General features: G+C 64.7%; 24 protein-coding genes and 2 pseudogenes. 5 read left to right on the plus strand and 21 right to left on the minus strand.

Translation table 11 applies throughout. The features are described 5' to 3' along the window. The first annotated feature begins 168 nt into the window (after positions 1–168). Entirely contained in the window at positions 169–2,490 is a 2,322-nt protein-coding gene (locus OKW41_RS09135; protein ID WP_429572259.1) for an EAL domain-containing protein, read from the plus strand. Between the two features lie 21 nt (positions 2,491–2,511). On the opposite strand, the gene hpaI is transcribed toward OKW41_RS09135, so the two are convergent. The 7 genes from hpaI to OKW41_RS09170 form a co-directional block, all read right to left on the minus strand. After that, positions 2,512–3,315 (minus strand): 4-hydroxy-2-oxoheptanedioate aldolase, encoded by an 804-nt coding sequence (hpaI, locus tag OKW41_RS09140; RefSeq protein ID WP_429572260.1) that lies wholly within the window; start codon positions 3,313–3,315, stop codon positions 2,512–2,514. A gap of 10 nt (positions 3,316–3,325) precedes the next feature. Further along, positions 3,326–4,129, minus strand: coding sequence for a 2-oxo-hept-4-ene-1,7-dioate hydratase (hpaH, locus tag OKW41_RS09145; protein ID WP_429572261.1), 804 nt, complete (start codon positions 4,127–4,129; stop codon positions 3,326–3,328). A gap of 7 nt (positions 4,130–4,136) precedes the next feature. Further along, positions 4,137–4,535: a 5-carboxymethyl-2-hydroxymuconate Delta-isomerase gene (locus tag OKW41_RS09150; protein ID WP_090806343.1), complete on the minus strand. Its 399-nt coding sequence runs from the start codon at positions 4,533–4,535 to the stop codon at positions 4,137–4,139. A 19-nt stretch (positions 4,536–4,554) separates the two neighbouring features. Then, positions 4,555–5,418: a 3,4-dihydroxyphenylacetate 2,3-dioxygenase gene (gene hpaD, locus OKW41_RS09155; protein ID WP_090806341.1), complete on the minus strand. Its 864-nt coding sequence runs from the start codon at positions 5,416–5,418 to the stop codon at positions 4,555–4,557. A gap of 82 nt (positions 5,419–5,500) precedes the next feature. After that, positions 5,501–6,958, minus strand: a complete 1,458-nt coding sequence (gene hpaE, locus OKW41_RS09160; RefSeq protein WP_429572262.1) for a 5-carboxymethyl-2-hydroxymuconate semialdehyde dehydrogenase — start codon at positions 6,956–6,958, stop codon at positions 5,501–5,503. 40 nt (positions 6,959–6,998) lie between these two features. After that, positions 6,999–7,757, minus strand: coding sequence for a fumarylacetoacetate hydrolase family protein (locus OKW41_RS09165; RefSeq protein ID WP_429572263.1), 759 nt, complete (start codon positions 7,755–7,757; stop codon positions 6,999–7,001). Next, positions 7,754–8,527 (minus strand): fumarylacetoacetate hydrolase family protein, encoded by a 774-nt coding sequence (locus OKW41_RS09170; protein ID WP_429572264.1) that lies wholly within the window; start codon positions 8,525–8,527, stop codon positions 7,754–7,756. Before OKW41_RS09170 ends, OKW41_RS09165 begins: the two co-directional genes overlap by 4 nt. A gap of 191 nt (positions 8,528–8,718) precedes the next feature. Here OKW41_RS09170 and hpaR point away from each other — a divergent pair, with 191 nt between their 5' ends. Then, on the plus strand, positions 8,719–9,126 hold the full coding sequence (hpaR, locus tag OKW41_RS09175) for a homoprotocatechuate degradation operon regulator HpaR (protein ID WP_429572265.1): 408 nt from the start codon (positions 8,719–8,721) through the stop codon (positions 9,124–9,126). A gap of 29 nt (positions 9,127–9,155) precedes the next feature. Here hpaR and OKW41_RS09180 read toward each other — a convergent pair whose 3' ends face one another. The 4 genes from OKW41_RS09180 to OKW41_RS09195 form a co-directional block, all read right to left on the minus strand. After that, positions 9,156–9,506, minus strand: a complete 351-nt coding sequence (locus OKW41_RS09180) for a contact-dependent growth inhibition system immunity protein (RefSeq protein ID WP_429572266.1) — start codon at positions 9,504–9,506, stop codon at positions 9,156–9,158. Positions 9,507–9,572: 66 nt separating this feature from the next. Beyond that, positions 9,573–10,721, minus strand: coding sequence for a DSD1 family PLP-dependent enzyme (locus tag OKW41_RS09185; RefSeq protein ID WP_429572267.1), 1,149 nt, complete (start codon positions 10,719–10,721; stop codon positions 9,573–9,575). Positions 10,722–10,755: 34 nt separating this feature from the next. After that, positions 10,756–11,430: an HAD-IA family hydrolase gene (locus tag OKW41_RS09190; RefSeq protein WP_429572268.1), complete on the minus strand. Its 675-nt coding sequence runs from the start codon at positions 11,428–11,430 to the stop codon at positions 10,756–10,758. A gap of 98 nt (positions 11,431–11,528) precedes the next feature. After that, positions 11,529–12,434 (minus strand): LysR substrate-binding domain-containing protein, encoded by a 906-nt coding sequence (locus OKW41_RS09195; RefSeq protein WP_429572269.1) that lies wholly within the window; start codon positions 12,432–12,434, stop codon positions 11,529–11,531. Positions 12,435–12,553: 119 nt separating this feature from the next. Between OKW41_RS09195 and OKW41_RS09200 the strand changes: the two genes are divergently transcribed. Further along, complete coding sequence (locus OKW41_RS09200) at positions 12,554–13,639, plus strand: hypothetical protein (RefSeq protein WP_429572270.1); 1,086 nt, start codon at positions 12,554–12,556, stop codon at positions 13,637–13,639. A gap of 37 nt (positions 13,640–13,676) precedes the next feature. Here the strand turns inward: OKW41_RS09200 and OKW41_RS09205 are convergent. The 3 genes and pseudogenes from OKW41_RS09205 to OKW41_RS09215 all read right to left on the minus strand — a co-directional run bounded on the left by OKW41_RS09205 (position 13,677) and on the right by OKW41_RS09215 (position 16,521). Then, positions 13,677–13,943 (minus strand): annotated as a pseudogene (locus OKW41_RS09205) (type II 3-dehydroquinate dehydratase). Positions 13,944–13,995: 52 nt separating this feature from the next. After that, complete coding sequence (locus OKW41_RS09210) at positions 13,996–15,066, minus strand: Gfo/Idh/MocA family protein (protein WP_429573373.1); 1,071 nt, start codon at positions 15,064–15,066, stop codon at positions 13,996–13,998. A 51-nt stretch (positions 15,067–15,117) separates the two neighbouring features. After that, positions 15,118–16,521, minus strand: coding sequence for an MFS transporter (locus OKW41_RS09215; RefSeq protein WP_429446475.1), 1,404 nt, complete (start codon positions 16,519–16,521; stop codon positions 15,118–15,120). A gap of 231 nt (positions 16,522–16,752) precedes the next feature. Here OKW41_RS09215 and OKW41_RS09220 point away from each other — a divergent pair. After that, positions 16,753–17,106, plus strand: a pseudogene (locus tag OKW41_RS09220) (LysR substrate-binding domain-containing protein); the annotation flags it as partial. A gap of 40 nt (positions 17,107–17,146) precedes the next feature. On the opposite strand, the gene OKW41_RS09225 reads toward OKW41_RS09220, so the two are convergent. The 4 genes from OKW41_RS09225 to OKW41_RS09240 form a co-directional block, all read right to left on the minus strand. Continuing rightward, positions 17,147–18,496, minus strand: coding sequence for an MFS transporter (locus tag OKW41_RS09225; protein WP_090806319.1), 1,350 nt, complete (start codon positions 18,494–18,496; stop codon positions 17,147–17,149). A 51-nt stretch (positions 18,497–18,547) separates the two neighbouring features. Beyond that, on the minus strand, positions 18,548–19,126 hold the full coding sequence (locus OKW41_RS09230) for an isochorismatase family protein (protein ID WP_429572271.1): 579 nt from the start codon (positions 19,124–19,126) through the stop codon (positions 18,548–18,550). A gap of 45 nt (positions 19,127–19,171) precedes the next feature. After that, a complete protein-coding gene (locus tag OKW41_RS09235; protein WP_429572272.1) occupies positions 19,172–19,624 on the minus strand; it encodes a MarR family winged helix-turn-helix transcriptional regulator in 453 nt (150 codons plus the stop codon). A 120-nt stretch (positions 19,625–19,744) separates the two neighbouring features. Next, entirely contained in the window at positions 19,745–20,392 is a 648-nt protein-coding gene (locus tag OKW41_RS09240) for a VTT domain-containing protein (RefSeq protein ID WP_429572273.1), read from the minus strand. A 150-nt stretch (positions 20,393–20,542) separates the two neighbouring features. On the opposite strand from OKW41_RS09240, the gene OKW41_RS09245 reads away from it, so the two are divergent. After that, positions 20,543–21,070 (plus strand): GNAT family N-acetyltransferase, encoded by a 528-nt coding sequence (locus tag OKW41_RS09245; protein ID WP_429572274.1) that lies wholly within the window; start codon positions 20,543–20,545, stop codon positions 21,068–21,070. Between the two features lie 91 nt (positions 21,071–21,161). On the opposite strand, the gene OKW41_RS09250 is transcribed toward OKW41_RS09245, so the two are convergent. From OKW41_RS09250 to OKW41_RS09260, 3 genes are all read right to left on the minus strand, one after another. Continuing rightward, positions 21,162–22,220 carry an alkene reductase gene (locus OKW41_RS09250; protein ID WP_429572275.1) on the minus strand — a complete coding sequence of 353 codons (1,059 nt, stop codon included), beginning with the start codon at positions 22,218–22,220 and terminating at the stop codon, positions 21,162–21,164. An 83-nt stretch (positions 22,221–22,303) separates the two neighbouring features. Further along, entirely contained in the window at positions 22,304–22,606 is a 303-nt protein-coding gene (locus OKW41_RS09255; protein ID WP_184036555.1) for an ArsR/SmtB family transcription factor, read from the minus strand. Between the two features lie 360 nt (positions 22,607–22,966). Beyond that, the gene (locus tag OKW41_RS09260) at positions 22,967–23,353 is read right to left on the minus strand and encodes a nuclear transport factor 2 family protein (RefSeq protein WP_429572276.1); all 387 of its coding nucleotides are present in this window, start codon (positions 23,351–23,353) and stop codon (positions 22,967–22,969) included. Positions 23,354–23,368: the final 15 nt, after the last annotated feature.

Consider the following 23,368-nt stretch of genomic DNA (forward strand, 5'->3'; position numbering starts at 1 on the left):
CGCGGCCCGGCCGGTGACCGGATTGCCGGATCGCACAGTGGGAAAGCAGCACGACTTTCAAGCACGCAGGCGCCGAATTGATACGTCGTGTTACGTTAGCCATAAATGTTTATCGAACGTTTGCCGATAACTATTGGCGGAGTGACCGGAAACCCTGATCAGCCATCTATGTCTGCCATCCCGACGCAGCACCTGCCCGAGCCAAGCATGCGTGAGCGCTTTCACCGGCGCTCGCTCGACCATCAGCGGCCGCTTTCCCTCGTGACGATGGGCTTCACGGTGGTTGCGTTCCTGTGCATGGTAACGGCGCGCGAACTGGTCGGCGCGCCGGCCGGGCCGCTCGCGTACCGGCTGCTGTGCGCGCTCCTGCTCGCGCTGCTGGTGCTGGCGATCCCGCGCGCGAAGTCGACGGCGCTGTTCGGCGCGATCGGCGTCGCGTACGAACTGGTGCTGATCGCCGGGCTCGTGCTGAATGCGAAGGGCCTCGCGTATCCGTTGCCGTGGCTATTGCCCGCATTCGTGGTGATACCGATCTGCGCGGCGCCGCTATGGCTCACGCCCGCGCATTTCGTCACCGGCAGCGTGGTGTTCTACGCGGCGGCCATCGCGCTGCTGCGCGGCAAAGCTCATGCGCCCGAGGTCGACGCGGCCGTGTGGACGTGGGTCATCGCGATCGGTGCGCCGACGGCGGTGGTATTCCATTTCGGCTTCTACCGTTTCCGGCGCAATCACTTTCTGCTCGAGAGCCAGCTCGCGCAACTCGCGGCGACCGATCCGCTGACCGGCCTGCAAAATCGTCGCTCGTTCGTCAAGCACGCGGAGGGACGCCTCGAGACGCTGGCGCCAGGGGCGCAGATCAGCGCGATCTTTCTCGACATCGACAGCTTCAAGTCGCTCAACGACCGCTTCGGTCATGCGGTCGGCGACCATGCGCTGTTCGAGGTCGCGCAGGTGCTGAAGAACGCGGTTGCGCTCTACCAAAGCGTGAGCCGCATCGGCGGCGAGGAATTCGCGCTGCTGCTCGACAATGATCTCACCGGCGCGCTGCAGCTCGCCGAACGGCTGCGCCTCGACATCGCCGGGATCGAACGGCCGGACGGCCATCTGACCGCGAGCTTCGGCGTCGCCGAGCATCGGCGCGGCGAAAGCTTCATGATGCTGCTCGATCGCGCGGACGAAGCGTTGCTGCGCGCGAAGCAGACGGGCCGCAACCGTGTCTGCGCGGAGCGCGCGCTGCCGTTCGAGGCGCTGCAGTCACCGTTCGGCGACCCGAGCGCCGACGCGGCGCGTTACCGCTGGGAAGACTTCTATCTGATTTCGCACTTTCAGCCGCTCTACAGCCTATCGCATCAGAAGCAGGTCGGCTTCGAGGCGCTGCTGCGCGGAGAGCATGACGACGGCACGCTGGTGCCGCCGGTCGTGATGTTCGCGCCGAAGCCGTCGAGCGACGAAGGCGCGCTCGACCGCGCGAGCCACGCGGTGCATCTCGGCAACGCGCGTCGCGCGCTGCCCGGCGACGCGTGGCTGTTCCTGAACATCCTGCCGTCCACCTTCGTCGCCGAAGGCTACGCCGACCAGTTGACGAAGATCGTGCGCGTCGCAGGGCTCGAACCCGAGCGCGTGATTCTGGAGATTCTCGAATCGCATGGCGGCAGCGTCGACGAGATGTCGCGCGCGGCGGCGCGCTATCGCCAGCACGGCTTCCTGATCGCAGTCGACGACTTCGGCGCGGGCCAGTCGAATCTCGACCGGCTGCTGCGGATCCGGCCGGACATCGTCAAGCTCGACGGCGAGCTGATTCGCGCGACTACGTACGGCACGCAGCAGCCGATCCTGCCGAAACTCGTGTCGCTGCTGCACCAGGCGGGGATGCTGGTGGTCGTCGAAGGCGTCGAGACGGCCGACGAGCTGATTCTCGCGGTCGAGTCGAATGTCGATTTCGCGCAGGGCTATCTGCTCGGGCGGCCCGCGGCAGAGATCGCGCCGCCCGAGTCGGTGCATCGCCAGATCGACGATGCGTTCGACGTGATCGCGCAGGGCCGTGCGCATCAGCATGCGTTGTTCGAATCCGAAATGGAGCCGTACCGGCTCGAACTGCGGCGCGCGGCCGACGGCTTGCGCGCCGGCGCCATGATGGACGACGCGTTCGCGCTGCTCGCCACCTTCAAGCGTTGCATCAGCTGTTTCATCCTCAACGACACCGGCCGCCAGATCGGTCACGAGGTGCGCGGGCCGGCGTGGTGCGAGGACGCGGCGTCGCTGCAGCCGGTCGCGAATCCGCGCGATGCGCGCTGGGATCATCGGCCTTACTTCCGCAATGCGGTGCTGCTTCCCGGCGAGGCGATCACCAGTAATCCTTATCTGTCGCTCGCGAGCGGACGGCCGTGCATCGCGGTGACACTTGCCGTGCAGCTGGCGAGCGGGCGCTGTGTGATGGGGGTCGAGCTGGATTGGTCGGCGCGAGGCTTGCCTTGGCCGGCGGGCGAGTAGGGGAAGTGAAAGGCTTTCGCTTCAATACCCGCCTTTGACCTGCGGCGCGCTCGCCGCCAGGTTCTTGTACGACGCGGCGAGGTCCGCGGCCGCGCGGCTCAGCAAGCCGGTGTCCGTGCCGACCGCGACGAAGGTCGCGCCCGCCGCCAGATATTCGGCCGCCAGCGCGGGATCAGGGGCGAGCACGCCCGCTGCCTTGCCAGCGGTGCGCACGGTGTCGATGCCGTGGCGAATCGCGTCGCGCACGCGCGCGTCGCCCGGCTTGCCGAGCAATCCCATCGACGCGCTCAGATCCGACGGCCCGAAAAACACGCCATCGACGCCATCCACATGCGCGATCTCCACGAGATTATCGAGGCTCTGCACGGTCTCCGCCTGCACGATCGCGCACAGTTCGTCGGCGGCGGTGTCCAGATAGTCGGGCACGCGATTCCAGCGCGACGCACGCGCGAGCGCGCTGCCGACGCCGCGAATGCCTTGCGGCGGATAACGCGTGGCCGCGACCGCATCGAGCGCTTGCGCGGCCGTGTCGATCATTGGCAGCAGCAGCGTTTGCGCGCCGATGTCGAGCAACTGCTTGATCAGCGCGGCGTCGCTGCGTACCGGCCGCACGACCGGATGCGACGGATACGCGGCGACCGCCTGCAATTGCGACAGCGTGCTGCGTACGTCGTTCGGTGCGTGCTCGTTGTCGATCAGCAGCCAGTCGAAGCCGGCGGTGGCGAGCAGCTCGGTCACATAGGCGTCGGCGAGCGCGGCCCACAGGCCGAACTGCGGTCTGCCTTCGGCGAGTGCGCGCTTGAAGGGGTTTTTCGGCAAGGACATATTGATGCGTTCAGATGAAATTCAAACCGATGCCGCCGAGCGGGCCATAGTCGATGTGGAACGTGTCGCCCGCGCGGGCGGGAACCGGGCTCGTGAACGAGCCGCTCAGGATCACGTCGCCCGCATTCAACGATTCGTCATGCGGAGCAATTTTGTTGGCGAGCCACGCGACGCCGGTGGCCGGATGGTTGAGCACCGCCGCCGCGAGCCCGCTTTCCTCGACCGCGCCGTTCTTGTACAGCAACGCGCCGACCCAGCGCAGGTCGACGTCGAGCGGACGCACCGGCCTGCCGCCGAGCACGACGCCCGCGTTCGCGGCGAAGTCGGAGATCGTGTCATGGACCTTGCGCGGCGCGCGTGTTTGGCGATCGAACTGCTCGATGCGCGCGTCGATGATTTCGACGGCCGGGCTCACGTACGCGGTCGCGTCGAGCGCATCGAACAGCGAGACGCCGGGGCCCTTCAGCGGTTTGTTCAGCACGAACGCGAGTTCCACTTCGACGCGCGGCGCGATGAAGCGATCCACGCGAATGTCCTGGCCGCTTTCGATGAACATGCTGTCGAGCAGTGGCGCGTAGTCCGGTTCGTCGATCTGCGACGAGCGCTGCATCGCGCGCGACGTCAGGCCGATCTTCCTGCCCTTGATTACGTGGCCTTCGGCGAGTTTCAGCTTGACCCACGCGCGTTGTATCGCGTAGCCGTCCTGTACGGTCATCTCTGGATACTGCGTGGAAAAATGGCGCAGCTGCGTGCGGGTCTTTTCCGCGTGATCGAGTTGCGCAGCGAGGTCGAGAATGGTTTGTTCGTCTAGCATGATGATGTCAGCCCTTGAACCGCGCGTGCAGATTGTTGTGCTTCCAGGTGCCCGCTTCGCTGAACTCGTTGATTTCGAGCGACAATGCGAGCCCCTGCCGTTCGAACTCAGTGGCGAAGCGCTGCTTGATCAGCGCGAACAGCGCGTCGCCGGTCGCCTTCTTGACGGCCTCCGGGCGGCCCGCGCCGATCTTCAGATTGGCGTGCAGGAACGCGGCGTCGGGCCGCCCATCGGCGATGCAGTACTGGTCGCAGCGCAGCGCGCGCACGCGGATGCCGCCGAGCGGATAGACGCGCTCGCCGTTATCGCGCTGCGCGTCGAGGCACTGCGCGAGGTCTTTGCATAGTTCGCCGAGGCGTTGCGCGTCCGCGAGGTTGGCGCTGTATTCGAGTGTCAAGTGAGGCATGGCGATTCCTTCGCGAGTGTCAGACGGGTAGCGGCGTGACCGGGAAGATCGCGTTGATCTGGCCGGTGCCCGAACTGCCGAAATAAGGCGTGACGACTTCGACCTTGCCGTCGTAACGATCCCAGCCGAGCGCACCGAGCAGCATCGCGGTATCGTGCATGCCGCCTTCGCCCCAACATTTCTCGTTGTAGAGCGGCAGCATGTCGCAGAAGGTCTTCCAGTCGCCGGCTTCCCACATGCGCACCACGCTGCGATCCATCTGTTCGAGGAACGGGCTCCACACTTTGTGCATGAACTGCTCGGCGGTGCCGTTGTTCGCGAAGTGATGCGACAGCGAGCCGCTCGCGAGAATGGCCACCGTACCGTCGTAGCGTTCTTCGATGGCCTTGCGTACCGCGAGGCCGAAACGCGCACTGGTCGCGAGGTCGTGCCACATGCACCAGCCCGCCACCGACACCGCCTTGAAGTGCTGATCGCCGTTCATATAGCGCATCGGCACCAGCGTGCCGTATTCGAGCTCGAGCGTGGTCTCGCTGTGCGCGCGGCTTTTCACGCCCATTTCGTTGGCGACGTCCGCGATCAGCTGACCGAGCCCGACATTGCCCGGATACGCGTACGGCATGTTCCTGATGAAATGCGGCAGCTCGTTGCTCGTGTACACGCCTTCGAACTTCGGCGCGCAATTGATGTGGTATTCGCTATTCACTAGCCAGTGCACGTCGAACACGACGATCGTATCGACGCCAAGTTCGCGGCAGCGTCGGCCGATTTCATGGTGTCCGTCGATCGCGGCCTGACGGCAACCCTTGTGCGGACCGTCGAGCTCGGATAAATACAACGACGGCACATGTGTAACTTTTGCTGCCAACGCGAGTTTGCCCATCGCGGTCTCCAGTGTCGACCGGCGTTAGAGCGTCGGCTCTTACTCCGGTCCCATGCTTTAGCAATTTCGTTTGACGTCGCGATTAAATGCCCCAGCGCGGAATATGATGCGAGCCGAGCGACACGCAGACGTTCTTCGGTTCGAGGAACACTTCATAACTCCACGTCCCGCCTTCACGGCCCACACCCGACGACTTCGTGCCGCCGAACGGCTGACGCAGATCGCGCACGTTCTGGCTGTTCACGAAGCACATGCCGGCTTCGACGGCGGCCGCCACGCGCAGCGCGCGGCCCGTGTTCTCGGTCCAGATATAACTCGACAGACCATACGAAATATCGTTGGCGAGACGGATCGCCTCGGCTTCATCGTCGAACGGAATCAGGCACGCGACCGGTCCGAAGATCTCTTCCTGCGCGATGCGCATACGGTTGTCGACGTCGACGAACACGGTCGGCGTGACGAAATTGCCGTGACGCAAGGCGTCGGGCAACACGGGCGTATCGAGCCCGCCGCACGCAAGCGTGGCACCTTCCTTCGGGCCGAGTTCGATATAGCTGCGCACTTTGGCGAGATGCCCCTGGCTGATCATCGGGCCGACGATCGTGCTGTCCGCGAGCGGATCGCCAACCGTCAGACGCTTCGCGCGCTCGACGAAGCGCTCGGCAAACCGCACGTAAATGGAGCGCTGCACGAGAATGCGCGAGCCCGCGGTGCAGCGCTCGCCATTGTTCGAGAAGATCATGAACACCGCGGCATCGAGCGCGCGTTCGAAGTCCGCGTCGTCGAAGATCACGAACGGCGACTTGCCGCCAAGCTCCATCGAGAACTTCTTCAGGCCCGCGGTTTGCACGATGCGATTGCCGGTCGCGGTCGACCCGGTGAACGACACCGCGCGCACGTCGCGATGCGCAACGAGTGGCTCGCCCGCTTCCTTGCCATATCCGTGCACGACGTTCAGCACGCCCGCCGGGATGCCCGCTTCGAGCGCGAGCTTGCCGAGCATCGAGGCGGTCAGCGGCGACAGCTCGCTCATCTTCAGCACAGCGGTGTTGCCGAACGCGAGGCAGGGCGCGGCCTTCCAGGTGGCCGTCATGAACGGCACGTTCCACGGCGAGATCAGCGCGCACACGCCGACCGGATGAAACAGCGTGTAGTTCAGATGCGAGTCGGTCGGGTACGTGTGGCCGTCGACGCGCGTGCACATCTCGGCGAAATAGCTGAAGTTGTCGGCTGCGCGCGGCACCAGTTGCTTGCACGTCTGCGAGATCGTCTGGCCGGTGTCCTTCGTTTCGGTCTCCGAGATTTCCGGCACGTGCTTCGTGATCAGCTCGCCGAGTTTGCGGATCAGCTTCGCGCGTTCCGCGGCGGGTTTCGCGGCCCAGGCGGGGAAGGCGCCTTTGGCCGCTTGCACGGCCGCATCGATTTCCTTCGCGCCGCCGCGTGCGACCTCGGCGAGCACTTCCTGGGTGGCCGGGTTGACGGTTTCGAAATAGTCGCTCGAGGTGCACGCCTCGCCGTTGATCAGATGGTCGATCGGCATTGCCTTGTCCTTTCGCTGTTCGGTGGGTTTTTGCTGTCGATCAGGCGCGGCCGAAGTCCGCGTCCGAGGCGATCGTGTTGACGAGACGGCCGAGGCCGTCGATTTCGCAGACGACTTCGTCGCCCGTGTTGACGTTGACGATGCCTTCAGGCGTGCCGGTCAGGATCACGTCGCCGGGCGCGAGCGTCATGAAGCCGCTCAGGTATTCGATCAGTGCGCGGATGCCCGTGACGAGATCGCGCGTATTGCCGCATTGCTGACGCGTGCCGTTGACGAACGTGCGCAGCTCGAGCTGCGTGACGTCGGCGATGTCGGCGGCGTCGACGAACCAGGGGCCGAGCACCGTGCCGCCGTCGCGATTCTTCACGCGCAGATTCGGGCGATAGTAGTTTTCGAGGTAGTCGCGAATCGCGTAGTCGTTCGCGATCATGTAGCCCGCCACGTGCTGCATGGCGTTTTCACGCGCGACGTTTTGCGCGGTTCGCCCGATCACGACCGCGAGCTCGCACTCGTAGTGCATGAACGTGACGTCGGCGGGGCGACGCGTGACGCCGCGATGGCCGAGCACCGTGCCGGGCCCCTTCAGAAACACCAGCGGTTCTTCCTGTTTGCTGAACTGCAATTCCTTCGCGTGTTCGGCGTAGTTCAGGCCGAGCGCGAAGATCGTGCCGACTTCGATCGGCGCAAGCCAGACCACTTCGTCCTCGCGACGCACGCGGCCGTCGGCGAGGCGGACACCCTGCTCGTGCGGATACGCTTCGTGAATCGCTCCCGCATAGGCGACGCGGCCGCGCATCATGACGGTTCTCCGTTGTGTTGATCCATGCCGATGAACGATATGGTCAAGGGCGGCAGCGTGCCGATCGACAGCGTGGCCGTATCGCCGACGTGCGCGACCGGCGAGCCGTGCCGGACGCCGAGCGTGAGCACGTCGCCCGCGTTCAGCGTCATGAAATCGGTGACGTCGGCGAGCAATTGCGCGACGTTGCGCACCGACGTTGCGGTGCTTGCCGTGAACGGTTCGGCGCGGTTCAGCGAGACGGCGATGTCTAGCCGATCCGGCGCGGCGACGTGGCGCGCGGCGACGAGCGCCGGTCCGATCACGCAGAAGCCGTCGCGTGCGCGCAGTCGCACGTTCGGGCGATACACGTTGGTATGCGGCACGCTCAGATCGCCGACCAGCGTATAGCCGGCGATGTGGTCCGCCGCGCGCTCGACGCCGACGCGCGTCGCGGTACGGCCGATCACGATGCCGAGTGACGCGCCGACCTCGACGCCGAGCGTGTTATCCGGCACGAGCACGCGCGCCCGATGCCCGGCCAGCGTGTTGCGCGGCTTCAGATACAGAATCGGCGCTTTCGGCGGCACCTTGTACGGTGCCGCATGCACTGCGTCGCCCAGCGCGTTCAAGGCGGCGCGATCGTTCAGCAGGGTGCCGTACACGGCGCCGCCGACCGGCGCGCGACACGCAACGCCGCGTGCCAGCAACGCGGCCGCGGTGTGCGCGTCCACGTCGCGAGGCAGCGCGTCGCCTTCGGGATGCAGCAGATGATCGGCAAGGGCAAACATAAATGCGCAGCCTCGTGGCGAAAGTTTGGCGAAAACACTAAGATGTTAGTAGTATCCCGCTTGATATCATTGACGGTCAATAGGCTGCCGGTTGATCGCGGGTTTTCCCGTAAGCTTCGCCAGCTGTTTTTTTCTGATTCCTTGCCACCATGTCCGCTGCGTCCACCCGAGTTTTGCACCGCAATTTGCCGATGCTGTTGTTACGCGCCCGCGAAAAAATGATGGAGCGTTTTCGTCCGTTGATCACCGCGCATGGACTCACCGAGCAGCAATGGCGAGTGATTCGCGCGCTCAACGAGCACGGCCCGATGGAGCCGCGCCACATCTCCGACATCTGCACGATTTCGAGCCCGAGCATGGCCGGCGTGCTCGCGCGCATGGAGAGCATGGAACTCGTGACGAAAGAACGTTTCGCGGAGGATCAGCGGCGCGTGCTCGTGTCGCTGACCGATACGAGCGTCGAACTGGTGCGCGTGATTTCGAAGGATCTCGAGGCGCACTATCGTGAGCTCGAGCGCAAGGTGGGACCGGAGATCGTCGCGCGCGTGTATCGCGCGGTCGACGATCTGTTGGCGGGGTTGTCGGAAGAGGATGAGTGACCGACGTTTCGCGGCAGGTTTGGGGCTATCTACTCTCTCAGGAGACGCTTCACTTCATCGAGAAATGAGGCGGTCGTGTGACCCCACGGTTCGGGATCAACGTAGAGGCCATAGATTTCCTCAAAATATCCGTCCAGGTTGGCGGAATGGTCGCTTTCAAAACGATCGATTTCATCCACGACTAACTTATGAAGGGTCTTGTCGCTCTCTTTTTTGAAGCACGTGACAGTTTCCTGTACGTTGTTGCCCCATAAATCGAAATCTTCATTGAAATAGCCATGAATCAGAAAATCCAGATTCGGGTAAGGTGATTCGTCTTTCACATGCTTCTCGACTATATGTTCGCCAAAGCGGCTGCCTGGTTTTGCTTCATGTTGCATCGGCCTGAACCGGCCCATCGCGAACCTGGACGCCGGCATTGCCGTGCATGTTTTGAAGCCGCCGACCTACCAGCCGTAAAATCGCTGCCATTCGACGCTGCTGCCGTCCGGCGCAACCGCGTGATACTCGGGGAACTGCGCGCCGGTCGCACAAGCGTGGTTCGGCAGGATGCGCAGTTTCATACCGATCGGAAAGCGCTGCGCGATGTCGTCGGTCTGTGCATCGGCTCGCGCATCGGCCGGAACCGCCGCAAGAATCCCATGCTCCTGATTGGCGCCGCTCACGACATAGTCCGGCAGCAACGTGCCATTGAGCAAACACGGCTGCCCATAGCCGAAATCGTGTGACTGCCGCGACGTGCCGCGATCACGGCTTAACGCCATCCAGCCCGCGTCGAGAATCGCCCAGCCTTTGTCTTCCTGATGACCGATCACGGTCGTGAGTACGCTAAGCGCGATGTCGTCGAGCGTGCAAACGCCCACGTTGCGCATGACCAGATCGAACAGCACGTAGACGCCGGCCCGCACCTCGGTGACGCCTTCGAGATGCCGCGCGGCGAGCGCGGTCGGCGTCGAACCGACGCTGACGGCCGGACACGCGATGCCCGCCTCGCGCAACCGTTCGGCGGCGCGCACGCAGCCCGCGCGCTCCTGCTCCGCGAGCGCGGCGAGCGCCTCAGGCGTATTCAACTCGTAGCTCGAACCCGCATGGGTCATCACGCCGCCGACCTTCACGCCGTTCTCGTGCAGAATCCGCCCGACGTCGAGCAGCGTCTGCTGTTCGGGCTGGATGCCCGAGCGATGTCCGTCCGTATCGATCTCGATCCAGACCTCGAACGTTTCGCCGTGCTGGTCGCCGAACGCGGCGATCGCCGTGGCGGCGGTCGGATTGTCGACCACGAGCTTCAGTTCGCAGCCCTGGCGGCGCAGCGCGAGCGCGCGCGGCAGCTTCGACGGAACCATGCTGACGGCGTACAGGATGTCGTCGACGCCGGCCGCGAAGAACGCTTCCGCTTCCTTCAGCGTCGACACCGTAATGCCGCGCGCGCCGGCGGCGATCTGCGCGTGCACGACGTCGATGCACTTGGTGGTCTTCACGTGCGGCCGGAACGCGACGCCGAGCGCATTCATCCGCCCCTGCATCCGCGCGATGTTCTTCTGCATCCGCGCGACGTCGATCAGCGCGGCCGGGGTTTCGATCTGTTCGAGTTTCATGTTTGCACCTGAGGAGCGAGGTGAGGTTGGAGATTCAGTGACGACGATCGCGGCCAAAGCCTGTGAGCCACGGCACCAGCCCATCGAGCGATGCCGCTTCGACCTCGGGCGCCTGCGCTCCCGTGACGAGCGGCAGGCCGACGTGGTTGTGCCAGTAGGTCCGCAAGCCGACGGCCGCGGTGCCGAACATGTCGTAGCTCGAGCCGGCGACGAACGCGGCGCGCCGCGGCTCGACGCCGAGCTTGTCGAGCGCGAGGCGGTACGGTTGCGGGTCCGGCTTGTAGACGCCGGCTTCCTCGGCGGTCACGATCGCGTCCCAGCGCACGGGCAAGAGCGCGGCCGCCTCCGAGCCGAGCCGCGTCGAGCAATTGGTGACGACCGCGAGCTTGCAGTGCGGCGCGAGCGCGCGCAACGCACCAAGCGCGCCGGGCCACGGCGTCAGGTTCAGCCAGTTCGCCTGGAGCGCGTTCGCGGCCGATTCGGACAAACCGACTTGCGTGGCGGCCTCGCGCACCAGTTGTTCGTAGGGAACGTAGCGGCCGCAGCCGTATGTCAGACGCAGATAGGCGGCACGCCATGCGCGGCCCGCTTCGTCGGAGCCTGCCGCACGGTTCCATGAGGTCCACGAGTCGAGCAGGGCGGTTAGCAGGTCGAACAGGACCGCGTCGGGGTAGGCGGGGGTGTCGGTGGAATGGGCGGCGGCAGTCATGCTTGCATGGGGCCGGCTGTTGAGGATGAGTCAATTATAGGTTTTCGATAGTACTTCAGCGTTCAGATAGGTTGACTCTTAGATTCGCATGGACTGAATCACCGCCGCCACGGTGGCAACGGCCTGAAGCGGCTTTGCAGATGCTGCATGAAATGGCGTGCGCGCGCGGGCAGTCCCGTCCGCTGATGCGTGAGCGCGATCACATTCGCGTCCGGCGCTTTCCAGCCCGGCAGCAGACGCACGAGTTTGCCCTTCGCAAGATCCTCGGCGACGTCCCATTCGGAGCGCAGAATCACGCCGCGTCCCTCGCAGGCCCATTGGCGGATCACGTCACCGTCGTTGCAACTCAGATGCGCGGACACGCGCACGCTGCGGCGCGTGCGGCCCTTGCTGAACTGCCACAGTGACACGTCCTCATTGTTTTCGCGCAGCACGATGCATGGCAGCCGGCTCAACGTATCCGGCGATTCGGGCTGGCCGATTCGCCTGACGAGCGCGGGCGCCGCGCAGACGAAGCGCGCGTTCGGCGCGATCGTATAGCCGACCAGGTTCGACGGCGGCAGCTCGCCGATATGCACGACGATATCGAAGCGATCGAGCGTTTCGGTCAACGGCCGGTCGGACAGCGTCAGCGCGACGTCGATGTCGGGGTTCTGCTGCTGGAACTCGCCGATCAGCGGCGCCAGATGGCGTCGTCCGAAACCGAGCGGCGCATTGATCTTCAGCGTGCCGACGAGGCCGCCGCGGCGCGCTTGCAGATCGTCGAACAACGCGTCGAACTGCTCGATCAGTTCGGCGCCGCGCTCGCACAGCAGCAGGCCTTCGTCGGTAAATTGCAGGCGGCGCGCGCTGCGGTTCACGAGCTGCATGCCGAGCTTCTTTTCGAGTTGCTGCAGGCGCTGCGTGACCGCCGACGGCGACAGCGCGAGTCGGCGCGCGGCGGCGATCAGGCTGCCGCTCGCGCGCAGCGTGAGCAGGAAGCGGATATCGGCCGAATCGTTCATGGGTGCGAGGTGGGTGCAATGGCGGGAGCTGGGAATCTCGCAGCATAATGCGTCCGGATCGATCACAGGGTAAAGTGGCGCTTCCAGTCTATTGATCCAATCATTGGAAGAGAAGTCCCATGCCGTTGCCTCATGAGTCGTCCGCGTACGACGCCACGCCCGATACTCCGCTGAAACAGGCGGTTTTTCTGCACACGGGCTGGCGCAGCGCGGGCACGTGGGTGTGGTCGCGGCTGCGCGAACACGAGCGCGCGGCCGGTTTTTACGAGCCGCTCAGCAATGTGCTCGCCGATCTCAAACCCGCCGACGTGCCCGCCTCGCGGCCGACCTTGACCTCGGGGCACCCGCCGCTCGCCGCACCATACTTCGACGAATACCGCCCGTTTTTGCGCGAAGATGCGCGCGGCGTGGCGGGTTACGACCGGCGCTTCAGCATCGATCGCTTTACGCGCGATCCCGATGCGACATTCCCGTCACTGCAGGCCTATCTGCGTGCGCTGAGCGAGCACACGATCGAGCAGGGCCGCGTGCCCGTCTTCAAGTTTTGCCGCACGGGCGGTCGTCTGCCGTGGCTGAAGCGCGCGTTTGCCGAGGCGCTGCACGTGGGCGTGCTGCGCAATCCCGCATCGCAGTTCGCGTCGGGTTGGATGCTGCGGCAGCAGTGGAGCAATGCGTTCTTTGTCGCCGCGCCGTTTCGCGTGCTCGGTCTGAATCAGATGGACCCGCTGGTGCGCGAAGCGATCGGCGTGTGCGGCGTACGCCTGCCGCCGCTACCGTCGATTCCCGATGAGGCGTATGCCGTCGCTTGCGAGCAATTCGCGCGCACGGTGGACAGCGACAACGCGTATCGCGCGTTCATTGCGTTGTGGATCCTCTGCGCGCTGCGTATGGGCGAGGGCGAGGGCGTCGATTTGCTGATCGATATGGAGCGGCTCGGCGAGTCGCGCGACTATGCGGCCGGTCTGCGCGCCGCGTTCGACGCGCAATGCGGCTTGTCGCCCGACTTCACGAGCGCGCGCGATCTGGTCGAGGAAACGCGCCGCGGCGCGGCGCGTATGACGGGCATCGACGGCGGCGCGTTGCGCGCCGTGCATTCCGCCGCGCTTAAATTCCTGAAGGCGCAGGCGGGCATCGATGCGGCCTTCGTCGAGGCGGTGCGCCAGAAGATGGTGCTGGCCAACGAGTTGACCGAAACATGGCGCTAGCCGTGCGAGGCCAGTGCCGCGCGGCGCATTCCCGTGGCTAGCCCGCCGCCGATACCGCCGCGCGCAGCCCGAGCAGATAGCTGTCCACGCCGAAACCGCAAATCTGTCCTTTGACGGTCTCCGCGAACACCGACTGATGCCGGAACGCTTCGCGCGCGTGAATGTTCGACCCGCACGCCGAGCTCATCGCCGAGCGCGCGCAGGCGTGCGTCGATTTCCTCGAGGGTGATCGTGCCGTATTGCGCGGGATCGCGCTTGCCGAACATGTTGTGGTGATGCCGTGCAGCGTCACGAACGATTTCATAGAGTCATCCTGAGTAAGCTGCTGAGTAATCTCGACGCGACTTCAGATTGTTTTAGCGGACGGCCGCCGCGACGGCGCGCGTCGTATCGACGACCGCGCCGGTGCGGGCCGCTTCGACGATCGCCTCGGTGATACGCAGATTCCGCAAGCCGTCCTGCGCGCTGACGAGCGGCGGTTCCTTGCCGTGAATGACGCGCACGAAATGCTCGAGTTGCAGCTTCAGCGGATCGTCGCGCGTCATGTCGGCGACGCTGACGTCGAACGGCTTCCACCACGAGCGGTCCGCGGCTTTGGCGTAGGTCTTCAGGCGCATCGTCGGTACCGCGAGTGAGCCGAACGTGCCCGCGATCACGTAGCAGTCTTCATCCGGGTACGACGCATAGGCCTTGTTCTCTTGTGACGTTTGCTCCCAACTGCGTGCGCTCGCGGCGGTATCGGACAGCATGAAGCTGCCGAGCGCGCCGTTCGCGAAACGCAGGTTGATCGCAACCGTATCCTCGACCGGAAAGCCGCGCGTCGCATTTGACGAGAAAGCCTGCACGGCGACGATGTCGCCGCACAGCATGCGCAGGTTGTGCACCTCGTGAATCATGTTCAGCAGGATCGGACCGCCGCCGGGCTGGCGCCGCCAGTCGGCATCGGCGAAGTACTCGTCGGGTTTGAAGAACACCGCGCTGCCCATCACCGCGACGAGCTTGCCGAGCCGGCCCTCGTCGATCAGCTGCCGCGCGCGCGCCATGATCGGGCTGTGCGCGCGATGATGGCCGATCAGCAGCGGCACGCCGCTGCGTGCTGCGTCGGCGGCGAGCGTCGCCGCTTCGTCGACGCTCGGCGCGATCGGCTTTTCGAGCAGCGTCGGCACGCGCGCCGCGAGGCAACGCGACGCGTGTTCGACGTGCAGCTGGTTCGGCGTCGCGAGAATCACGCCGTCCGGGCGATCGCGTTCGAACAGTTCGTCGAGCGTGCGGAAGAGCGGCACGCCCGCCTCGGCCGCGAGCGCGGCGGCCGCGGGCGATGGGTCGACGATCGCCGACAGCGTGCACGCGTCGTTTTGCTGCGCGACCGCCAGATGGGCGCGGCCGATGTACCCCGCGCCGGCGACGGCGATTCGGGTGCGGTTGATGAGCGGGTTCCCTGAAAGTCTTGATCAAGACGCGTCAAAGGGCAAGCGGGCTCAAGCAGCGGCCTTTTTCGCGTCGGCCATGCTCTGCGCGCGCATTGCGTCGTAGCTGAGCTTGTCGAGCGGCACGACGTTCCTTTCGCCGAGGTCGCCAAGCCGCACACGGAAGTTCTCACGCGCGCTCCATGCGGCGATCGCGCAGACGATCGTGATGGCGAACGTGATTGCGCCGATCGTCAGCGGCACGTTGTGCGATCCCGGCGGCGCGACGTAGGCGAACAGCGCCGGCAGCAGCGCGGTGATCGTCGTGCCGATGTTCTGGCCGATCGCCATCGCGGAGACGCGCGAACGGGTCGGGAACAGTTCCGGGTAGAAGCTCGGGAAGATCGCGTTGTAGCCCTGATAGATGACGCCCCACATCAGGATCGACATCACCATCGCGAGCGGCACGTTGTGGATGCTGATCGCGTACAGATACGCGAAAGAAAGCAGCCCTGCGCCGAGCGCGCCGACGATGATCGGCAGACGTCGCCCGATCCGGTCGGACAGATTGCCCACGTACGGAATCACCAGCACCGCGACGATGTTGCCGATCACCGGAATCCACAGATACAGGCTCTTCGAAAAGCCGATGCCGTACGACGGCTGCACCGCGTACGCCGCGCCGAAGATCGTCGCGACGACCGGGATCACGTTCATCAGCGAGCACAGCACGACGCGCAGCATGTCGCGCCAGTTGTACTTGAATGCTTCGACGATCGGCGAGCGCGGCACGCCGCCGCTCGCGTCCTCCTTCTCGAACGCGGGCGTTTCCTCGACTTCGCGGCGGATGATGTACCCGGCGACCAGCACGACCGCGCTGAGCAGGAACGGAATGCGCCAGCCCCACGCATTGAACGAGGCGTCGTTCATGAAATAGGCGAGCGGCAGGAAGACCGCGGCGGCCAGAATCTGGCCGGCCTGCACGCCTTGCAGCGTGAAGCTCGCGTAAAAGCCGCGTCGCCCGAATGGCGCGTGTTCGAGGATCATCGAACTGGCGCCCGAGATCTCACCAGCGACCGCGAAACCCTGGATCAGTCGCAGCACGACGAGCAGCACCGGCGCGAGAAAGCCGACGTGCTGATAGGTCGGCAGCAGACCGACCGCCATCGTCGACAGACCCATCAGGAACATGCAGACGAGCAGTACATTCTTGCGCCCGTGTGTATCGCCCCAGTGCCCGAGCACGACCGCGCCGATCGGCCGCGCGACGTAGCCGACGCCGTAGGTTGCGAGCGATGCGACGATCGCGATCTTGGGATTACCGGAAGGGAAGAACAGCTGAGGAAAGATCAGGGCGGCGGCCTGCGCATAGATGAAGAAATCGTAGTACTCGAGTGCCGAGCCGATCCAGCCGCTGGCGGTAGCCTTGCGCGCCTGCGAGCTATGCCCGCTGCTTGCCGATGCGTTCGTTTGCATGACGTCTCCTGAATGGAAAATGTTTTTGTCAGCTTCTACGGCTGAATCATTGGCGCCTTTAAACGGGCGCCGCGCAAGCCAGGATTTTCCTGGTTTCGTTGCCGCGGTGCGGCACAACGGGGATGGATCGACGCGTGTCACGAGCCGCCGCGGCGCACTCCGGGTTAACCACGGCCTGAGTGCGCCGGGCATTGCATTCAAACCGGCTTCAAACGACTGCCCCTTGCCCCACTGTTTCGCGGCCGCGACGACCGCTTCGGGGTCTGGCGCCTGAGCGGGCCGCATGGCGAAAGGAGCGTGAAGGTGACGGGCACGGTCGCGTCGCATCTGAGCGACATCGTCGTGCAGTGGGCGAAGGAGGGATACGGAATCGTGATGGTGTCGATCTGGGACGTGGCCGAGAGCCTGCGCGCGGGCGAACTGGTGCGCGTGCCGCCCGACTATCGGCAATCCGCCGATGTGTGGGCGATGACGGCCGAGCGCTTGTCGTCGTCGGCGCGGATTCAGGAGTGCATCGAGTTTCTCAGGGAGCAGCTGACGCACGGACCGTGTGCACTGGTGACGCGCGGCGTGGGCGGACTCTGAACTGCGCCTGCCTGGATCCGGTGCTCACACGCTTGCGCTTTTACACGCTCGAAGCCGTATCCTCTTCCGCCTCGTCCAGCTCGCTACGCTGAACCGTCGTTACGGAGTCGGGAATGACCGTGGTGGCCGTGACGGGCCGCGGATCTTCGATGCTGTAACGCAGGCGCCAGCCTTCGCGATAGAAACGCAGCTGCCGGTATCGCATCAGATAGACAAGTCCGACGAGCGCCGCGCCGAAGCCCGATGCAGCGCCGACGCCGAGCGCCCAGCGCGGCCCGAAACGGTCGGCGACCCAGCCGACCACCGGCGCGCCGAGCGGTGTGCCGCCGAGCGCGATCGCGAGCAGGATCGCGATCACGCGGCCGCGCATGGCCGGTTCGGTGGTCAGTTGCACGAGGCTATTGGTCGAGGTGGTGAAGGTCTGCGTCGACACGCCGATCGCGATCAGCACGATGCCGAACAGCACGTAGTTCGGCATCAGCGCAGCCGCCGTGCAGCCGACGCCGAACATCGCGCCGGCGCCGAGCAGCAGACCCATGGTGGGCCGCGCGCGGCGCGCGGCGAGCAGAGCGCCGGTGACCGAGCCAATCGCCATCGTCGAGCTGAGCACGCCGTACTCGCCCGCGCCCGCACGGAACGCGGTGACGGACATCGTCGAGATGAAGATCGGGAAGTTCAGGCCGAAGGTGCCGATCAGGAACAGCATCAGGAGCGCCGCCTTCAGATCGGGGCGTGTCCAGACATATTTGAAGCCTTCGACGAAGCTGCCGCGCGAGCGCACATTGCGCGGCTTGATATGTAACTGGTCCAGCCGCAGCATGCGCAGTGCACCGAGCACGGCGACGAACGAAAGCGCGTTGATCAGAAACACCCAGCCACTGCCCACCGACGCGATCAACAGACCCGCGACGGCTGGCCCGAGCATGCGCGCGGCGTTGAACGACGTGGAGTTCAGCGCGACGGCATTCGCGAGATCGCGTTCGCCGACGAGGTCGGATACGAAGGTTTGGCGTGCGGGGGAATCGAACGCGGTCACGCAGCCGAGCAGGCCCGCGAATACGTAGACCTGCCATAGCTGCACGAGCCCCGTGACCGTGAGCAGACCGAGCGCGAGCGCCAGCGTACCCATTGCCGCCTGGGTCGCGAACAGCAGCTTGCGGCGGTCGAAGTGATCGGCCGCGTAGCCGGTGAGCGGCAGCAACAGCATCTGCGGCCCGAACTGCAGTGACATCACGATGCCCACCGCCGTCGCGTTGTGATGCGTAAGCTCGGTGAGCACGAGCCAGTCCTGCGCCGTGCGCTGCATCCATGTGCCGATGTTCGAGACGATCGCGCCGCTCGCCCAGACACGATAGTTGAATATGCGCAGCGAACGGAACGTGGTGCTCACGACAGGGGTTTCCTCAACGCGGGGTGGGCCGCATGCGGGTAGCGGCCCGCTTCAATTCAGGCTTTCAGCGCGCGAACGTTCGAGCAGATCGAGCACTTCCCGCGTCGTGCCGGTTTCGCCGAGGCGCGGGAAGATGCGCGTGATGCTGTTGGTGTGCGCGTCGGCGTTCAGATCGGTCATCGCGTCGACGACGAGCGCGACGTTCAGGCCCGCCTCGCTCGCGAAGCGCGCGGTCGATTCGACGCCGATGCTGGTCGCGACACCGACGAGCACCACTTGCGTGACGCCTTGCTGTTGCAGATACGCGGCCAGGTCCGTGTTCGTGAATGCGCCCCACGTGCGCTTCGTGACCAGATGGTCCGACGGCTGCTGCTTCAGTTCGGGCAGAAGGTCGGCGAAGTCGGGCGGCAAGTCGGCGGAGTGGCGAGCCTGCTCGGTGCGGCCCGGTGCGCCGGCGGTGACGTTCACTAGCACGACGGGCAGGTCGTGGCGGCGGAACGCGTCGAGCAGCGTAACCGAGCGTTCGACGATTTCGCTGGCCGGATGGGGGGCGGTGGGCAGCGCGACGATGCCGCGCTGCAGGTCGACGACGACCAGTGCGGTTTTGGCGTCGAGAGTAGTGAGTGCCATGAAGTGATCCTGCGAGTGGCGAGACGCGTGTGCGCGAATCGCGAGTTACAAATCGACGAGGCGTTTCAGCAGATCGACGCCCGTCGCGAGTTGTTGCTGTTCGGCTGCCGTGAAACGCGTTTGAATCGTGCGGTACAGCCAGTCTTCGCGTGCCGCGCGGCTTGCCTTGACCTTCTTGCGAAAGGATGGTGTCAGCGACAGAACCGTCTGCCGTCCATCGTTAGGATCGGGCGTGCCGCTGACGAGCCCCGCGGCTTTCAGTACCGCGAGTGTTTCTCCCATCGACTGCGGCCGCATGCCGTGCGCACGCGCGAGCGAGGTGACGGTGGCCGGGCCTTCGCGTTCCAGCAAGTTCAGCACCTGCACCTGCGACGGCGTGAAGTCGCCGACATGCGACTCTTCGCGCAGACGCCGGCGCAGCTTGCCCGCCAGCACGCGCAGATCTTCGGCGAGCGTATGAAGTTCTTCCGGCGCAACTGCGGGAGGGGATTTGGTCATGCGGTGAACTCGTGCGATGACATGATGTGAAGGTTTCCTGATAAGGTTACCTTCGTATCTCGCCCGGGTCAAGTTTTGAGGTGGTGGGGGGCCGTACGCCGAAACGTCGCCCCGATGGCCTCAGCGCGCCCGCATGCGCCGGTTGAAAAAGCGCCATACCGCTCCGCCGACGAGCATCGCACCGCCGAGCGCGAGGCCCAGCAATACCAGCGAACTCAGATGCTCGCGCACCACCGGCACGTTGCCGAACAGATAGCCGGCCGCGATCAGCGAGACCACCCACAGCGCCGCGCCCGCGGTGACGAACGCGACGAAGCGTGAGAACGTCATGCGCGACACGCCCGCGGCGAACGGCGCGAACGTGCGCACCACGGCGATGAACGGTGACAGCAGGAAGGTCAGGCGGCCGCGCGTCTCGCTGAACACGTGGGCGCGGCGCAGCGCATCGCGATTGAGCCAGTAGTAGTTGCGGGTATAGACCTTGTCGCCGACCGCATGGCCGATCGCGTACCCGACGCTGCTGCCGGCCACCGTCGCGACGAACAGCACGGGCGCGATGACCCACACGTTCAATGCGCCGGTGGCGGCGAGCGCGCCGCAGATGAAGATCAGCGGATCGCCGGGCAGAAAGAACAGCGGCAGAAAACCGTATTCGACGAACACGACGACAAACAGCAGTGCGTAGATTGCCGTGCCGAACTGCACGATCAGCGCGCTCAGGTGCTGGTCGAGGTGCAGCGCGATCTGCAGCACGTTCATCAGGTTCATCTTGGCGTGGCCTCGGGTGGCGTTCGGATGTGATGAGTGTAGTCCCGCGAGCGTGCGTGCAGGGCGCTTGCGCGAGTTTATGCCATATGCCGCTTGTCGATGTTGCGGTGCCGATGTCAAACTCGGGCGGTCTTCATCGGACGCAACGCCATGTCGCACGATTCCGCCATCACCTTCCGATTTGCCGCTTTGCACGATGCCGAAACGATTCGTGCCATCGAATTCGAAGCGGGCCTGCGTTTCGTCAGCGTCGGCATGACCGGGATTGCCGACGCGCCGCCTATGGCGCGCGAGGTCGTCGAGCGCAAGATCGAAGCGCGCGAGATCATCGTCGCGCTCGACCAGCAGACGATCTGCGCGGGCTTCGTGATGTTCGAGCCGCAGCCGACGCGCATCTACGTTCAGGAGCTCGATGTGCTGAGCTCGCACGCGGGCAGGCGCATCGGCGCGGCGTTGATCGAAGAGGTCGCGCGAATCGCGCGCGCGCGACAATTGACACATCTCGTACTGTCGACGTATCGCGACGTGCCGTGGAATGCGCCGTATTACCGGCGGCTCGGGTTTCGCGATCTCGACACGTCGGAGCTCGACGCGGCGTTGCTCGCGCGGCGCGACGCGCATATCGCGCGCGGACTCGATGAATCGAAACGGGTGTTTATGCGGCGCGAGCTTGTCTAGCGCACAAAGAGCGGCGGGCGTGACTGGAATTCAGTCACGCCCGCCGCTTTGTCATTTCATACAGCGGACATGAGCCCGCTGTCGCTACCGATTACACCGTTTCGAGCGCCGGATAATCGATGTAGCCGACTTCGCCGCGCGCATAGTACGTCGCCGGAACCGGCTTGTTCAGGGGCGCATCTTCAGAGAAGCGGCGCACCAGATCCGGATTCGCGATGTACAGCTGACCCCATGCCACCGCATCCGCTTCACCGGCGTCGAGCACCCGCTGCGCGCTTTCCTTCGTGAACTTCTCGTTCGCGATATACGGGCCGCCGAACGCTTCCTTCAACTGCGGGCCGAGGCGGTCGTCGCCGAGCGCTTCACGTGCCGCGATAAACGCGATCTTGCGCTTGCCGAGTTCGCGCGCAACATAGCCGAACGTTGCGGCCGGATCGGAATCGCCCATCGTGTGCGCGTCGCGGCGCGGCGCGAGATGCACGCCGACGCGGTTTGCTCCCCACACGCTGATGCACGCGTCGGTGACTTCGAGCAGCAGACGCGCGCGATTTTCGATCGGGCCGCCGTAGGCATCGATACGCTTGTTGGTGCTGTCCTGCAGGAACTGGTCGAGCAGATAGCCGTTCGCGCCGTGCACTTCGACGCCATCGAAGCCCGCGGCCTTGGCGTTTTCCGCGCCCTTGCGGAACGCTTCGACGACACCGGCGATTTCATCGAGCTCGAGCGCGCGCGGCGTCACGAACGGACGCTCGGGACGCACGAGGCTCACGTGACCATCCGCCGCGATCGCGCTCGGCGCGACCGGCAGCTCGCCGTTCAGGAACACCGGATCCGAAATACGGCCGACGTGCCACAGTTGCAGGAAGATCTTGCCGCCCGCGTCGTGCACGGCCTGCGTGACGAGCTTCCAGCCTTCGATCTGCTCCTGCGACCAGATGCCCGGCGTTTCGGCGTAGCCGACGCCTTGCGGCGTGACCGACGTGGCTTCGCTGAGGATCAGACCGGCGCTCGCGCGCTCGGCGTAGTAGCGCGCCATCAACGCGTTCGGCACGCGGATTTCCTCGGCGCGCTGACGCGTGAGCGGCGCCATGATGATGCGGTTCGGCAGCGTGATATCGCCAATTTGCAGCGGATCGAAAAGAGTCGGCATAAGAGTTCACCTTTGGCGGCGGGCAAGGCCCGAGCCTCAAAAAACTGCGTGAAAAAGGAAGCGCGGCGATGCGAATGCGGCGCTCAGAGCTTCGCGTTCATGTATTCGAGGAACGCCTGAATGACGGGCTCGTTGCGCTTGAAAAACACCCATTGACCAACCCGTTTCGACGTGACGAGCCCCGCGCGCTGCAACGCGGCCAGGTGCGCCGACACGGTGGACTGCGACAGACCACAGCGCGAGTCGATCTTGCCCGCGCACACGCCGTGGTCGAGCGGCAACTCCTGATCGGCAAAATGCGCGTACGGCTCACGCAGCCAGCCGAGAATCTCCCGGCGGACCGGGTTGGCCAGCGCTTTATGGATCGCGTCGAAATCGGGCGTCATGTGGATGGTTTTCAGGTGATTCGGCAACCGGCACGCCACATGGCGTGCGCGATATGCATCGCTACAGAACGAATCATATATCGGAACTTAACGATATGGGGGAAAGCACTACTGCAGATGGGGTGATAGGTATCGACGTACAGCAGATCGCTCTTGATATCCCCCCGTGATTCGGGGGCTGCGGACATAACCGGTGACGCTCAGCGTAATGCCGTCGGGCGTCAGTTGACTGAACATGACGGATGGCGCGGGATGGTCGAAAATCGACGGGTGCGCCTGATAGGCACGCAGCATAAGTTCGCGAACCTGTTCAGGATGTCCATGCTTACCCCGAGATGGACGGCAAGATAGGGATCTGCGTCAATCCGGCAAGCGCCCAGAATGGAGATGCAGCAGTTTCCAGTCGCCCTCGCGTTTGACCCAGATTTCAGTTATGAGCGCGCGAATGTTGAGCTCAGATCCATCGGTCCTGCGCACCAGGGATTGCTCGAGATGGCCCGTCGTGATCACGGTGTCTCGCAGGAACCTATACGCGAGCGGTTGCGGACGCACGATTTGACGCACCTTGATCTTCTCGGTAAGGAAGGACAGATACTCCGACTTGCCATGAACGTAGCCAGCTGAATGGACGAACGTCAGATCGTCGTCGAGTAGCGACGCGAGTTTGAGCAGGTCTCCAGCCACCGTGGCGTCGCAGCGCTGTTGTTCCAACGCCTCGACGACGGCCTGAATGGACGCATCTTTCATCGTAAATCTCCCGAA

Origin of the sequence: Paraburkholderia sp. UCT70, from assembly GCF_050434085.1 — a bacterium.
Lineage (GTDB): Bacteria > Pseudomonadota > Gammaproteobacteria > Burkholderiales > Burkholderiaceae > Paraburkholderia > Paraburkholderia tuberum.